Genomic DNA, 13,744 nt, shown 5'->3' with positions numbered 1-13,744 from the left:
AAGGACTTAACAATGGATATCGCTCAATTTCCGCAACTTAATCCGCCGCAGCGTCTGCTGATGGGGCCGGGCCGATCAATGCCGATCCGCGCGTGCTGCGCGCCATGTCGAGCCAGCTGATTGGTCAGTACGACCCGGCGATGACCCACTACATGAACGAAGTAATGGCGCTCTATCGCGGGGTGTTCCGCACCGAAAACCGCTGGACGATGCTGGTGGACGGCACCTCGCGCGCGGGCATTGAGGCGATTCTGGTGTCGGCCATTCGCCCGGGCGATAAAGTGCTGGTGCCGGTGTTTGGCCGCTTCGGCCATCTGCTGTGCGAAATCGCCCGCCGCTGCCGGGCGGAAGTGCATACCATCGAGGTGCCGTGGGGCGAGGTGTTTACCCCGGATCAGGTGGAGGATGCCATCAAACGTATTCGTCCCCGTCTGCTGCTGACCGTGCAGGGGGACACCTCCACCACCATGCTGCAGCCGCTGGCCGAGCTCGGCGCGATTTGCCGCCGTTATGACGTGCTGTTTTACGCCGACGCCACCGCGTCGCTCGGGGGGAACGCGCTGGAAACCGATGCCTGGGGGCTGGATGCTGTCTCCGCTGGCATGCAGAAATGTCTCGGCGGTCCGTCCGGCACGTCACCGATCACCCTGAGCCCACGCATGGAAGAGGCGATCCGCCGCCGCAAATGCGTCGAGGAGGGGATCCGCACCGACGCCCATCGCGACGGCGACGAGGAGATGATCTACTCCAACTATTTTGATCTCGGCATGGTGATGGATTACTGGGGGCCGGAGCGGCTGAACCATCACACTGAAGCCACCACCGCGCTGTTTGGCGCCCGCGAATGCGCGCGGCTGATCCTCCAGGAAGGGCTGGACAACGGCATCGCCCGGCACAAGCTGCACGGCGATGCGCTGCTGAAAGGCATTCAGGCGATGGGGCTGGAGACCTTTGGCGATCTGAAGCACAAGATGAACAACGTGCTGGGCGTGGTGATCCCGCAGGGCGTTAACGGCGATCAGGTGCGTAAACTGATGCTGGAAGATTTCGGTATCGAAATTGGCACCTCGTTTGGCCCGCTGCACGGCAAGGTATGGCGCATTGGCACCATGGGTTATAACGCCCGTAAAGACTGCGTAATGACCACCCTGAGCGCGCTGGAGTCGGTGCTGAACTACCTGAAATTCACCACCCCCCAGGGGGCGGCGATGCAGGCCGCGTGGGATCATTATCGCCGCGAGACGTCACAATGAGCCCGGCGGCAGAGCGGGTGATGGCCCGTGCCGATGCGCTGGCCGCCATCAGCGAAACCCCGGACAGCCTGACGCGGGTTTATCTTTCCACGCAGCATCTGCAGGCCAACCAGCTGGTCGGGCAGTGGATGAGCCAGGCGGGCATGACCGTCTGGCAGGACAGTGTCGGGAATATTTGCGGGCGCTATGAGGCGCAGCTGGAGGGCGCACCGGCGATACTGCTTGGCTCGCATCTGGATACTGTGCGCAATGCCGGACGCTACGACGGCATGCTCGGCGTGCTCACCGCCATTGAAGTGGTGGACAGCCTGCATCAGCAGGGCGTGCGCCTGGCGCAGGCCATCGAGATTGTTGGCTTCTGCGACGAAGAGGGAACCCGCTTCGGCATCACGCTGTTAGGCAGTCGCGGCCTGACGGGCACCTGGCCGGAGAATTGGCTTGATACCTGTGATGCCAGTGGCATAAGCGTGGCGCAGGCGATGGTGCAGGCGGGGCTGGATCCCGCACGGGTAGCGCTTGCCGCGCGGCATCAGGACGATTTCAGCGCCTGTCTGGAGCTGCATATTGAACAGGGGCCGTGTCTGGAGCAGGAGGGGCTGGCGCTGGGGGTAGTAGAAGCCATTAACGGTGCGCGGCGTCTGAACTGTCTCTTTACCGGCGAAGCCGGGCATGCCGGTACCGTGCCGATGGCTCACCGCAAAGATGCCCTGGCCGCAGCTGCCGAATGGATGGTGCAGGTTGAAAACACCACCCGACAGCGCGGCGGCAATCTGGTTGCCACGGTGGGGGCGTTACGCTGCCTGCCCGGCGCGGTCAATGTGATTCCCGGCGAGGTGGCGCTATCGCTGGATATTCGCGGCCCGCAGGATGCCCCGCTGGACGCACTGCTCACTGCACTGCTCATTCAGGCGGAAGAGATCGCAGCCCGGCGTGGGCTCCGTTTCAACGCCGAGGAGTTTTACCGGATAGCCGCCACGCCCTGCGATGCCAGACTGCAATCGCTGTTAGGGGAGGCCGTGACATCGGTTCAGGGCCGTACGCTATCGCTGCCGAGCGGTGCCGGGCACGACACCATTGCGCTGGCAGAACGCTGGCCGGTGGGGATGTTGTTTGTGCGCTGCAAGGGGGGCATCAGCCACCATCCGGCGGAGTCGGTGATGGCTGAGGATGTTGCCCTGGCGATTGAGGCGTTTGGGCGGGCGGTGAGAGCGCTGGCTGACGGTGGCGCGCGTTAAGCCACCGAACGCACCGCATCTTCGATATCAGCGCTCACCCGTACATCCTGGTCGTCAAAAACCATGCAGTGATGGTCGTCAAACGCCACGTCTATCTTCTGCCAGGGCGCGAACTTCACGTCGCCCGGCAGCAAGATCTTCACGTTGTCATGGCCATAGCATTGCCCAAACAGGTAAGTATTGTTTCCCAGTCGCTCCACCACTTCACAGTTAAATTCCAGCCGCGTGCCGCGGTGAAGGTCGGTGGTTAAATGTTCCGGGCGGATGCCCAGCGTGACCTGACTTCCCGGCTGCAGCGGTGTGGTGGTTATCGCGAGCGTGAGCGACTTCTGTTGCGATAGCCTGACGGTAAGCTTACCTGGCTGCCAGGCTTCAACGGTCGCCGACAGAAAGTTCATCTTCGGAGAACCGATAAACCCGGCGACAAACTTATTTGCCGGTTTGTAATAGAGATCCATCGGGGCGCCCATCTGCTCAACCTTGCCATAGTTCATGACCACGATCTTGTCGGCCAGGGTCATCGCTTCGATCTGGTCGTGCGTGACATACACCATGGTGGTTTTCAGCTCCTGATGCAGGCGGGCAAGGTGCAGACGCATCTCGACGCGCAGTTCGGCGTCCAGGTTAGAGAGCGGTTCATCAAACATAAAGACGCGCGGGTTACGCACGATGGCGCGGCCTATTGCCACGCGCTGGCGCTGCCCGCCCGAAAGCTGTTTAGGTTTGCGGTCCAGCAGATGGGAGAGCTGCAGCGTTTTTGCCACCATCTCCACCTGGTGACGGATCTGTTCTTTTGGGACCTTATTCACTTTCAGCCCGTAGCCCATGTTTTCGGCGACCGTCATGTGCGGATAGAGCGCGTAGGACTGAAACACCATGGCCACGCCGCGGTGGGAAGGCGCGACGTCATTCATGACCTCATTACCGATTAAGACTTCACCTTCGCTAATCTCCTCCAGACCGGCAATCATGCGCAGCATGGTCGATTTACCGCAGCCGGAAGGGCCAACAAAGACGGCGAATTCCCCGTCTTCAATTTCAAGATTCACGTTGTGCAAGGTGACGGTGTCGCCAAAGCGCTTGGTGACATTCCTTAACTGTATGTTTGACATCAGTGTTCCCCGAGTAAACCGCTGTCTATGTTTTACGTATAACAATCAGGTTCAACATAGCTGGACGGTGCAATTTGTCTGTATTGACTATAACTTCCAGTATTCATGCGCCCTATACAGATTTTCCATTAATGTTATGACGATCACACAACTTACAGTTTTTTGTAGAGTTATCATGATGTGAAGGGTAGCGTATACCAAACCAAAGATATTTGACGTCATACGTGCAGCATCTGATTTTGCTGAATTTTAGATGAGGCAGATAAGGCGTTAAATGTCATAACAACCATAAAATTGTTATACCTTCACATGAGGTTTGTAATGAAAAAGAACCTACTTGCCGCTCTGATCCTCTCTACGCTCTCGGTGCAGGTACATGCCACCACGCAGCTTAACGTCTGGGAAGACATCAAGAAGTCATCCGGTATAAAAGAGGCGGTGGCTGACTTTGAAAAACAGTACGACGTTAAGGTCAACGTCCAGGAAACCCCTTACGCCCAACAGCTGGAAAAACTGCGTCTGGATGGCCCGGCGGGCATTGGCCCGGACGTGCTGGTGATCCCTAACGATCAGCTGGGCGGCGCCGTAGTGCAAGGGTTGCTGACCCCCCTGAATCTGGAGGCTAAGCAGACCGAACAGTACACCCCGGCCTCAATTAATGCCTTCAAAATGGATAATGCCCTCTACGGCGTACCGAAAGCGGTCGAGACGCTGGTGCTGATCTACAACAAAGACCTCATCGACAAGCCCCTCAATTCGCTGCAGGACTGGTATGACTTTTCGAAACAGCAGCGCGCGAAAAACCAGTACGGCCTGCTCGCCAAGTTCGACCAGATTTACTACAGCTGGGGGGCAATTTCCCCGATGGGCGGCTACATCTTCGGTCATAACGACAAGGGCGGCTATAACGCCAGCGACGTTGGCCTGAACAAGCCGGGCGCGGTAGAGGCCGTGACGTACCTTAAAAAATTCTACGCCGACGGGATCTTCCCGGCCGGGATAGTCGGTGACAACGGTCTGAACGCCATTGACTCCCTGTTCACCGAGAAGAAAGCGGCAGCCGTGATCAATGGGCCGTGGGCATTCCAGCCGTATGAAGCAGCAGGGATCAACTACGGCGTTGCGCCGCTGCCAACGCTGCCCGACGGCAAGCCTATGAGTTCTTTCCTTGGTGTGAAAGGCTACGTTGTCTCCACGTGGAGCAAAGACAAAGCCCTGGCGCAGAAATTTATCGAATTCATCAACCAGCCGCAGTATGTGAAAACGCGCTACATCGCCACGCGTGAAATCCCGCCGCTTACCGCGATGATCGACGATCCGATTATCAAAAACGACGAAAAAGCGAGTGCCGTCGCGGTACAGTCGGCGCGCGCAACTGCCATGCCGGGCATCCCTGAAATGGGTGAAGTCTGGGGGCCAGCCAACGCCGCGCTGGAGTTGAGCCTGACCGGCAAACAGGATCCTAAAGCCGCGCTGGATAGCGCAGAAAAACAGGTCCAGATGCAAATCGAAGCCATGCAGGCCAGCAACCAGTAATTTTCTGCCGTCGCAAAACGGGAGGACTCTCTCCCGTTTTTTTGAAAGGAGTTGTCTGTGAGTATCATCCCGGAAAATTTTGCCAGACCGCACGGGGCCGGGCGCCATGCCTGGACCGGCCTGCTGCTAGCGTTCATCCCCGGCTTCGGCCAGTTCTACCATCGTCAGTGGCTGAAAGGGATCATCTTCCTGGTACTGCTGGTGAGTTTTATCGGCGTATTTGCCGATTTTCTGCGCGAAGGGCTGTGGGGGCTGGTGACGCTGGGCGAGGAGGTGCCGCGGGACAACTCTATCTTCCTGCTGGCTGAGGGGATCATCAGCGTGCTGATCGCCGCGTTTGGCGTGATGGTCTGGTACCTGTCGATGCGTGATGCGTGGGTGAATGGCAGAAAACGCGATACGGGACTTGCGCTTAACAGCGTGCGCAAGCAGTACCAGATGCTGCTGAGCGACGGCTTCCCGTATCTGATGATCACGCCCGGCTTTATCCTGCTGGTGTTTGTAGTGGTTTTCCCGATCCTGTTCGGCTTTGCCATCGCCTTTACCAACTACAACCTCTATCACACGCCGCCGGCTAAGCTGGTGGACTGGGTTGGGTTTAAGAACTTCATCAATATCTTCACGCTCTCCATCTGGCGTTCGACCTTCTTCGACGTGCTGCAGTGGACGGTGGTCTGGACCCTGCTCGCTACCACGCTGCAATGTTCGGTAGGCGTGCTGCTGGCCATTCTGATAAACCAGAAAGATCTGCGCTTTAAACCGCTGATCCGCACCATCTTCATTCTGCCCTGGGCGGTGCCGGGCTTTGTCACCATCCTGGTGTTTGCCGGAATGTTTAACGACTCCTTTGGGGTGATCAACAACGCCATTCTGGCCTTCTTCGGCATCGCGCCAAAAGCCTGGATGACCGATCCGTTCTGGACCAAAACGGCGCTAATTATGATGCAGACCTGGCTCGGCTTCCCGTTTGTTTTCGCCATGACCACCGGCGTGCTGCAGGCCATTCCGGACGATCTGTACGAAGCGGCGACCATGGACGGTGCCAGTAGCGCGACTAAGTTGCGTACCATCACGCTGCCGCTGGTGCTTTACTCGATTGCGCCGATTCTGATCACTCAATACACCTTCAACTTCAATAATTTCAACATCATCTACCTGTTTAATAACGGCGGACCGGCGGTGGTAGGGTCGAATGCGGGTGGGACGGATATCCTGGTGTCGTGGATCTACAAACTGACGATGTCCTCTTCGCAATATGCGATTGCGGCGACCATCACTATCCTGCTGTCGATCTTTGTCGTCGGGCTGGCGCTGTGGCAGTTCCGCGCCACGAAATCGTTCAAAAATGACGACATGGCGTAAGGAACGGAACAATGGCTCAATCACAAAGTATTAAACGTGAGAAGTGGGTTCGCCTCTCGCTCTCCTGGCTGGTTATCGTGCTGGTCTCGATAATCATCATTTACCCGCTGGTGTGGACTGTCGGTGCGTCGTTTAACGCGGGTAATAGCCTGCTGAGCTCGTCGATTATTCCAGAGAACTTCTCGGTGCAGCACTATGCCGACCTGTTCAACGGCCAGGTGAACTACATGACCTGGTACTGGAACTCAATGAAAATCAGCTTCCTGACCATGGTACTGACCTTAATCAGCGTCAGCTTTACCGCCTACGCGTTTTCGCGCTTTCGCTTTAAGGGGCGCCAGAACGGTCTGATGCTGTTCCTGCTGCTGCAGATGATCCCCCAGTTCTCGGCGCTGATTGCCATCTTCGTGCTGTCGCAGTTGCTGGGCCTTATCAATAGCCATCTGGCGCTGGTGCTGATCTACGTGGGCGGCATGATCCCAATGAACACTTACCTGATGAAAGGCTACCTCGATGCCATCCCGAAAGATCTGGATGAATCCGCGCGCATGGACGGGGCCAGTAATTTCCGGATTTTCATCGAAATTATCATGCCGCTTTCGAAGCCGATTGTGGCGGTGGTGGCGCTGTTCTCCTTCACCGGGCCGCTGGGGGATTTCATCCTCTCCAGCACCATTTTGCGCACCCCGGACAAATACACCTTACCCATCGGGCTTTATAACCTGGTGGCACAAAAAATGGGGGCCAGCTACACCACCTACGCGGCAGGCGCGGTCCTGATTGCGGTGCCGGTGGCGATCCTCTACCTGGCGTTACAAAAATACTTCGTCTCCGGCCTGACCTCCGGGAGTACCAAAGGATAACCATGAAAAGACTCAAACCCGCTTTGCTCGCCGTTTGCCTCTCATGTGGCCTTGCCGCGAGTGCTTTTGCTGCCGACGCGGTGAAAACGCGTCCGTTTAACGCCATGCCTGCAGATTTTATTAAGGGGGCGGATATTTCGACCCTACTGGAAGCCGAACAACACGGCGCGAAATTCTATAACCAGAACGGCCAGCAGCAGGATGCGATTGCGATCCTGAAGGCCAACGGCGTGAACTATGTACGCCTGCGCCTGTGGGTTGATCCACAGGATGCGAGCGGCAAGACCTATGGCGGTGGCAGTAACAACCTGGAAAACACGATTGCGCTGGCGAAGCGCGTGAAGGCGCAGGGCCTGAAGCTGCTGCTCGATTTCCACTACAGCGATTTCTGGACCGATCCGGGCAAACAGTTCAAGCCGAAAGCCTGGGAGAAGATGGACTACCCGCAGCTTAAAACGGCGATCCATGACTACACCCGCGACACCATCGCCCGCTTTAAGCAAGAGGGCGTACTGCCGGACATGGTGCAAATCGGTAACGAAATCAACGGCGGCATGCTGTGGCCGGAAGGCAAAAGCTGGGGGCAGGGCGGCGGCGAGTTTGACCGTCTGGCCGGACTGCTCAACGCCGCGATTGGCGGGCTAAAAGAGAATCTGACCGGCGGCGAGCAGGTGAAAATCATGCTGCACCTGGCCGAAGGGACTAAAAATGACACCTTCCGCTGGTGGTTTGACGAAATCGCGAAGCGCGGCGTGCCATTCGATATCATCGGCCTGTCAATGTACACCTACTGGAACGGCCCGATTAGCGCGCTGAAGGCCAATATGGATGACATCAGCAGGCGCTATAACAAAGACGTGATTGTGGTGGAAGCGGCATACGGCTATACGCTGGACAACTGCGATAACGCTGAGAACAGCTTCCAGGCGAAAGAAGAAAAAGACGGCGGCTATCCGGGTACCGTTCAGGGCCAGTACGATTATATTCACGATTTAATGCAGTCCGTTATTGATGTTCCGGACCACCGTGGCAAAGGCATTTTTTATTGGGAGCCGACCTGGATTGCCGTACCGGGCACCACGTGGGCGACCAAAGCCGGCATGAAATATATTCATGACGAATGGAAAGAGGGGAATGCCCGCGAGAATCAGGCGTTATTTGATTGCCAGGGAAAAGTGCTGCCATCAATAACGGTATTTAAATAATTTTTATCTTCATTCAGGACGTTTTTAATATGAATAAATTTGCGCCTTTAAGCCCAAAGGTCGCGGCGTTATTGCATGGCGCCGACTATAACCCGGAGCAATGGGAGAATTATCCCGGTATTATTGAAAAAGATATTGCCATGATGCAGCAGGCAAAATGTAATGTGATGTCGGTGGGCATATTTAGCTGGGCAAAGCTGGAGCCGCGTGAAGGGGAATATGATTTTGCGTGGCTGGATAATATTATTGAAAAACTGTATGCGGCAGGTATTCATATTTTCCTTGCTACGCCAAGCGGCGCGCGTCCGGCGTGGATGTCGCAAAAATACCCTGAGGTGCTGCGCGTCGGGCGCAACCGGGTGCCCGCGCTGCACGGAGGCCGACATAACCACTGCATGTCATCGCCAGTGTACCGTGAGAAGACATTCACCATTAACCGCCTGCTGGCGGAGCGTTATTCACACCATCCGGCGGTGCTGGGCTGGCATATCTCTAATGAATACGGCGGCGAATGTCACTGTCACCTGTGTCAGGCACGTTTTCGCGACTGGCTGAAGGCGCGCTATAAAACCCTGGACGCGCTGAACCACGCGTGGTGGAGCACCTTCTGGAGTCACACCTACACCGACTGGTCGCAGATAGAGTCCCCTGCGCCGCAGGGAGAAGTATCGATTCATGGCCTCAACCTCGACTGGCGTCGCTTCAATACCGCACAGGTGACCGATTTCTGCCGCCATGAAGTGGCCCCGCTAAAAGTAGCGAATGCGGAACTGCCGGTAACCACCAACTTTATGGAGTATTTCTACGACTACGACTACTGGCAGCTTGCGAAGGCGATCGACTTTATCTCCTGGGACAGCTACCCGATGTGGCACAAGGAGAAAGACGAAACGGCGCTTGCCTGCTACACCGCCATGTATCACGACATGATGCGTAGCCTGAAGGGCGGTAAGCCCTTCGTGCTGATGGAGTCGACGCCGAGCACCACCAACTGGCAGCCAACCAGCAAGCTGAAAAAGCCGGGGATGCATATTCTCTCGTCGATGCAGGCGGTGGCGCACGGAGCGGATTCGGTGCAGTACTTCCAGTGGCGTAAAAGCCGCGGGTCGGTGGAGAAATTCCACGGCGCGGTTATCGACCACGTGGGTCATCTGGATACCCGCGTCGGGCGTGAAGTGACGCGCCTGGGCGAGATGCTGGCACGCCTGCCGGAGGTCGCAGGTTGCCGTACCGAGGCCCGGGTGGCGATTGTCTTCGACCAGCAAAACCGCTGGGCGCTGGATGATGCCGAAGGTCCGCGCAATATGGGAATGGAGTACGAAAAAACCGTCAACGAGCACTATCGTCCGTTCTGGGAAAAAGGCATTGCGGTGGATGTCATTGACGCTGACGGCGATCTGAGCGACTACGCGCTGGTGGTGGCCCCCATGCTTTATATGGTACGCGAAGGGTTTGCCGAGCGGGCAGAAGCCTTTGTGGCTAATGGCGGGCATCTGGTGACGACCTACTGGACCGGCGTGGTGGATGAGACCGATCTCTGTCATCTGGGCGGTTTCCCTGGCCCGCTGCGCAAGCTTCTGGGCATCTGGGCAGAAGAAATCGAGTGCCTGGGCGAGGGGGAGCGCAACCTGATTCAGGGGCTGGCAGGCAACGCGGCAGGTTTGCAGGGGCCGTATCAGGTGCGGCATTTATGCGAGCTGATCCACGCTGAGTCCGCACAGGTGCTGGCGACCTACCGCGATGATTTCTACGCAGGTCGCCCTGCGGTAACGGTCAACCGCGTCGGTAAAGGCAAGGCGTGGCATGTTGCTTCACGTAACGATCTGCCGTTCCAGCGCGATTTCTTCGCCGGAATTATCAACGAGCTGGCACTACCGCGCGCCATCGAGGGTGAACTCCCGCCGGGCGTGGTTGCCACGGCACGCACGGATGGCGAAACCACCTGGGTGTTTGTGCAGAACTACACGGCACAGCAGCAGTACATCGCGCTGCCACAGGGGTATACCGACTGCATGACAGACGCCGCTGCTGCGGGCGATACCGCTCTGCTGCCCTGGGACTGTCGGGTGCTCAGGCGTAAAGCGTAATTGATTTTCTCCCTCTCCCTGTGGGAGAGGGCTGGGGTGAGGACATCAGACCGCACCGTCCGGGCAAAAAGGCACAGAACGCCTGCTCCACGAGCAGGCATTTTTTTATCTGCATATAATGAGGCGTATTATGGACAGTCAAATTACCCAGCGTTTAATTCCCGCGTTTGGCGGCGACGATAATATCGAACACGTCGAAGCCTGTATTACCCGCCTGCGCGTGACGGTAAAAGATTTAAATAAAGTTGACTCTGAGGCGTTACAGAATGAAGGGGCGCTGGGGGTAATTATTATTGGCCAGCAGGTGCATGCCATATTTGGCAGGCAATCTGATGCCTTACGTCAGTTATTAGATGAACATTTTAATCAATAAATAAAAAAAGGGATAGCCAAAATAATGGCTATCCCGAAACAGGCGAATAAACTGCCAGTTGTTGGAGATACAATAACGATTAACGCATTTTAGAAATAAATATTACCACCAGGCTTCAACCTGCACGCCGAAATTCCAGGTATTACTGGCGGTGCCGTCTTCGAAGGATTTCCCATGTTCGGAATCATTCAGGTAGGAGGCAAACACCCGTAGCTCGGGACGTGACATAAAATCAGGTCCGTCCGCCAGACCTAAGGCGATCGTGTACTTCTCACCGCTCTGCTTGTAGTTTGAACCGTCGGTATAGGTATCTTTCTGGTAGAACCCGCCCACTTCACCAATCAGACGCACATATTCGGTGAACTGATACTGCGCGCGGCCCACCAGCGAAATCAGGCGCGATTTATCGGTATACTGCGTGGTGTCATCCGCCGAACCCCAGGTCAGGACGTGGTTAAAGGAGAGCTTGTCGGTAATGGGAATTAAGCCGGTATTAATCACGCGGTAGCCGCTGGCATCGTTCACATAGTTCCACATGTCGTACCAGCCGCCCCCCTGGGAAACCATGTTCTGCGCCAGACCTTTGTTGGCATACTGCAGCACCAGCTTGTTATAGCCGCCCAGCATGTCCTGGCTGATCTCTCCGGTTACCATCACGCCGTTGTCGGCCTCGTACAGCCCGCCATACTCTTTCTGTTTGTTGGTCGGGTTTGGCATGGCATAGTCAATACCCACTTCCGTCCACGCGCCTGCCCACGGTTTCCAGCCCGCATAGCGGAGATCGATATAATTAATGTTCACGTCGTTATCACCGTCAACGCGGTAGTCCACGTCGTTGGCATCGCCGCGGATCCAGGCCACGGAGACCGCGCCAGGGCCGAGCGTATAGTTTTCAATACCTGCACCGGATCCCGAGATGTTCCAGTATTTGGTGTCAATGATGTGCAGATCATGACGCTGGTAATAGCGCTTCCCACCCCAGATAACCGCATTCGGATCGCCCGGGATCAACCCCTTGATCTGCAGGTTAAGCTGACGCAGGCCAAACTGAGCGTCGTCGCCAAAGGTGGTTTCGTTATCGTTAGAGCCGTCAGACACCATGCTCACCATGCTGTCGAGATAAAAGCTCACGTCGTTCTTTTTGTAGACCTCAGAGCCCAGTTCCAGCTCGCCGTAGGTATCGGCTTCGTTACCCAGACGGCCTATTTTATTCTTCTGCCACTCCTCCATCCCACCATCCCGTGAGACGCCAACGCCGGAGCGAAGATAGCCATGAAAATCAATCGGTACTGAAGACGCAGCAAACAGCGATGGAGACGCTAACGCGGCAGCCAGCGCAACGGATACAGAGCGGATCGTCGTGTTCATTGTTACCCTCTTATTGTTTTGTAATACGTTCACAAATCCGCTGTCATAAAATGCCTAAACCTTCTGGCTGGCAATTGAACGATCCTAAATGTGTGATTAACTGCAAATAAAATAGACAATTTTGTTACGAGTGATGAGCTGTGCCACAAATTATGGCATTGTGAACGTAATACTTTTTGATGGTGTTATGTCTGCGAGGTGAGGGCAGTGAGCGTTTTTTTACAGCGCCCCTGTTACAATCATCGCATAACAACATAAGGAACCGGACCATGAAGTCGAAAAGCGCAACGTTAGAGGACGTCGCACGCCATGCAGGCGTCTCCTATCAGACCGTGTCCAGGGTACTGAATAAATCTGCCAATGTATCCGAGGCCACGCGCCACAAGGTTGAGAAATCCATAGAGTTATTGCGGTATGTGCCGAATCGCCTGGCCCAGCAACTGGTAGGCAAGCAGAGCCAGACCGTCGGGCTGGTGACCATTTCACTGGCTTTGCACGCGCCTTCTCAGGTGGCGGCAGCGGTAAAACGCTATGCGAACGTGGAGAGATACCAGGTACTGATCTCGATGATAGATGAGAACGTCAACCAAAGTATTCAGGACTCTATCAACGAACTGAAGTCCCAGCTGGTGAGCAAGGTGATCATTAACGTGCCTCTGGAGGCCGAAGAGGCGCAGAAAATCGCCACCGACAACGACGATATCGTCTGTCTTTTCCTGGATGTCGACCCGTACAGTTCTGTGTTTAACGTTTCGTTTAACCCGGCGGATGGGACCCGCGCCAGCGTTAAATACCTTTACGAGCTGGGCCATCGCGACATCGCCCTGCTGGCGGGGCCGGAGTCCTCTGTGTCGGCACAGTTGAGGCTAAAAAGCTGGATCGAAACCCTGAAGGGTTACGGGCTGGAGCCCGCTTCGGTGATCCGCGGCAACTGGGATGCGCAGAGCGGGTATGCCGGTGCGCTGCAGATGTTGCGCGAAACGCCGCAGTTTTCCGCCGTACTGGTGGCCAACGACCAGATGGCGCTGGGCGTACTGAGCGCCTTCCACCAGCAGCAGATTTCCATTCCGGGCGAGAAGTCGGTGATTGGCTACGATGATACCTACGAAAGCTCGTTCTTCTACCCGGCGCTGACGACGGTCTCACTGGATTTAGATCTGCAGGGCAAAGAGGCGGTGCGCCGCATTCTGGACAGCGGCGAAGAGAGTGCCCTGCGCATGTCCTCGATTTTACCTGCCCGTCTGGTGGTGCGACAGTCCACCGGGCCGAAAGGGGAGAAGGGAAAAAACCTCCAGGCGCTGGCCCAGCAGCTGCGCGAGATTGCGCATCAACTGGGTGATGTGTAGCGGA

10 protein-coding genes and 1 pseudogene are annotated in these 13,744 nt (G+C 56.3%); 9 read left to right on the top strand and 2 right to left on the bottom strand.

The window, feature by feature from the left end:
* Nucleotides 1–12: 12 nt before the first annotated feature.
* Nucleotides 13–1,253: pseudogene (locus tag ECL_RS13005) on the top strand (pyridoxal-phosphate-dependent aminotransferase family protein).
* A complete protein-coding gene (hpxK, locus tag ECL_RS13000; RefSeq protein WP_013097219.1) occupies nt 1,250–2,488 on the top strand; it encodes an allantoate amidohydrolase in 1,239 nt (412 codons plus the stop codon). The pseudogene ECL_RS13005 and the gene hpxK overlap by 4 nt, the downstream one beginning before the upstream one ends.
* Here the strand turns inward: hpxK and ECL_RS12995 are convergent.
* Nucleotides 2,485–3,600 carry an ABC transporter ATP-binding protein gene (locus ECL_RS12995; protein WP_013097218.1) on the bottom strand — a complete coding sequence of 372 codons (1,116 nt, stop codon included), beginning with the start codon at nt 3,598–3,600 and terminating at the stop codon, nt 2,485–2,487. The two genes, hpxK and ECL_RS12995, sit on opposite strands and share 4 nt — an antisense overlap.
* Before the next feature lie 321 nt (nt 3,601–3,921).
* On the opposite strand from ECL_RS12995, the gene ECL_RS12990 reads away from it, so the two are divergent.
* The 6 genes from ECL_RS12990 to ECL_RS12965 all read left to right on the top strand — a co-directional run bounded on the left by ECL_RS12990 (nt 3,922) and on the right by ECL_RS12965 (nt 11,026).
* On the top strand, nt 3,922–5,136 hold the full coding sequence (locus tag ECL_RS12990) for an extracellular solute-binding protein (RefSeq protein WP_013097217.1): 1,215 nt from the start codon (nt 3,922–3,924) through the stop codon (nt 5,134–5,136).
* A 57-nt stretch (nt 5,137–5,193) separates the two neighbouring features.
* On the top strand, nt 5,194–6,498 hold the full coding sequence (locus ECL_RS12985) for a carbohydrate ABC transporter permease (RefSeq protein WP_013097216.1): 1,305 nt from the start codon (nt 5,194–5,196) through the stop codon (nt 6,496–6,498).
* Nucleotides 6,499–6,509: 11 nt separating this feature from the next.
* Nucleotides 6,510–7,361, top strand: a complete 852-nt coding sequence (locus ECL_RS12980; RefSeq protein ID WP_013097215.1) for a sugar ABC transporter permease — start codon at nt 6,510–6,512, stop codon at nt 7,359–7,361.
* A gap of 2 nt (nt 7,362–7,363) precedes the next feature.
* Nucleotides 7,364–8,566: a glycoside hydrolase family 53 protein gene (locus ECL_RS12975; RefSeq protein WP_013097214.1), complete on the top strand. Its 1,203-nt coding sequence runs from the start codon at nt 7,364–7,366 to the stop codon at nt 8,564–8,566.
* Between the two features lie 29 nt (nt 8,567–8,595).
* Nucleotides 8,596–10,653 carry a beta-galactosidase gene (locus ECL_RS12970; RefSeq protein WP_013097213.1) on the top strand — a complete coding sequence of 686 codons (2,058 nt, stop codon included), beginning with the start codon at nt 8,596–8,598 and terminating at the stop codon, nt 10,651–10,653.
* A 130-nt stretch (nt 10,654–10,783) separates the two neighbouring features.
* On the top strand, nt 10,784–11,026 hold the full coding sequence (locus tag ECL_RS12965) for a PTS sugar transporter subunit IIB (RefSeq protein ID WP_013097212.1): 243 nt from the start codon (nt 10,784–10,786) through the stop codon (nt 11,024–11,026).
* A 102-nt stretch (nt 11,027–11,128) separates the two neighbouring features.
* Here ECL_RS12965 and ECL_RS12960 read toward each other — a convergent pair whose 3' ends face one another.
* Nucleotides 11,129–12,394, bottom strand: coding sequence for a maltoporin (locus ECL_RS12960; protein WP_013097211.1), 1,266 nt, complete (start codon nt 12,392–12,394; stop codon nt 11,129–11,131).
* A gap of 269 nt (nt 12,395–12,663) precedes the next feature.
* On the opposite strand from ECL_RS12960, the gene ECL_RS12955 reads away from it, so the two are divergent.
* Nucleotides 12,664–13,740, top strand: a complete 1,077-nt coding sequence (locus ECL_RS12955) for a LacI family DNA-binding transcriptional regulator (protein WP_013097210.1) — start codon at nt 12,664–12,666, stop codon at nt 13,738–13,740.
* The last annotated feature ends 4 nt before the right edge of the window (nt 13,741–13,744 follow it).

Source organism: Enterobacter cloacae subsp. cloacae ATCC 13047, from assembly GCF_000025565.1.
Taxonomy (GTDB): domain Bacteria; phylum Pseudomonadota; class Gammaproteobacteria; order Enterobacterales; family Enterobacteriaceae; genus Enterobacter; species Enterobacter cloacae.
The sequence above is the reverse complement of the archived record's forward strand: the minus strand, read 5'-3'. Positions and strand labels throughout refer to the sequence as shown.

What these genes read in the sequence shown, in the direction of transcription:
- hpxK (WP_013097219.1), top strand. Translation starts at nt 1,250, where the DNA reads ATGAGCCCGGCGGCAGAGCGGGTGATGGCCCGTGCCGATGCGCTGGCC.
- ECL_RS12995 (WP_013097218.1), bottom strand. Translation starts at nt 3,600, where the DNA reads ATGTCAAACATACAGTTAAGGAATGTCACCAAGCGCTTTGGCGACACC.
- ECL_RS12990 (WP_013097217.1), top strand. Translation starts at nt 3,922, where the DNA reads ATGAAAAAGAACCTACTTGCCGCTCTGATCCTCTCTACGCTCTCGGTG.
- ECL_RS12980 (WP_013097215.1), top strand. Translation starts at nt 6,510, where the DNA reads ATGGCTCAATCACAAAGTATTAAACGTGAGAAGTGGGTTCGCCTCTCG.
- ECL_RS12975 (WP_013097214.1), top strand. Translation starts at nt 7,364, where the DNA reads ATGAAAAGACTCAAACCCGCTTTGCTCGCCGTTTGCCTCTCATGTGGC.
- ECL_RS12970 (WP_013097213.1), top strand. Translation starts at nt 8,596, where the DNA reads ATGAATAAATTTGCGCCTTTAAGCCCAAAGGTCGCGGCGTTATTGCAT.
- ECL_RS12965 (WP_013097212.1), top strand. Translation starts at nt 10,784, where the DNA reads ATGGACAGTCAAATTACCCAGCGTTTAATTCCCGCGTTTGGCGGCGAC.
- ECL_RS12960 (WP_013097211.1), bottom strand. Translation starts at nt 12,394, where the DNA reads ATGAACACGACGATCCGCTCTGTATCCGTTGCGCTGGCTGCCGCGTTA.
- ECL_RS12955 (WP_013097210.1), top strand. Translation starts at nt 12,664, where the DNA reads ATGAAGTCGAAAAGCGCAACGTTAGAGGACGTCGCACGCCATGCAGGC.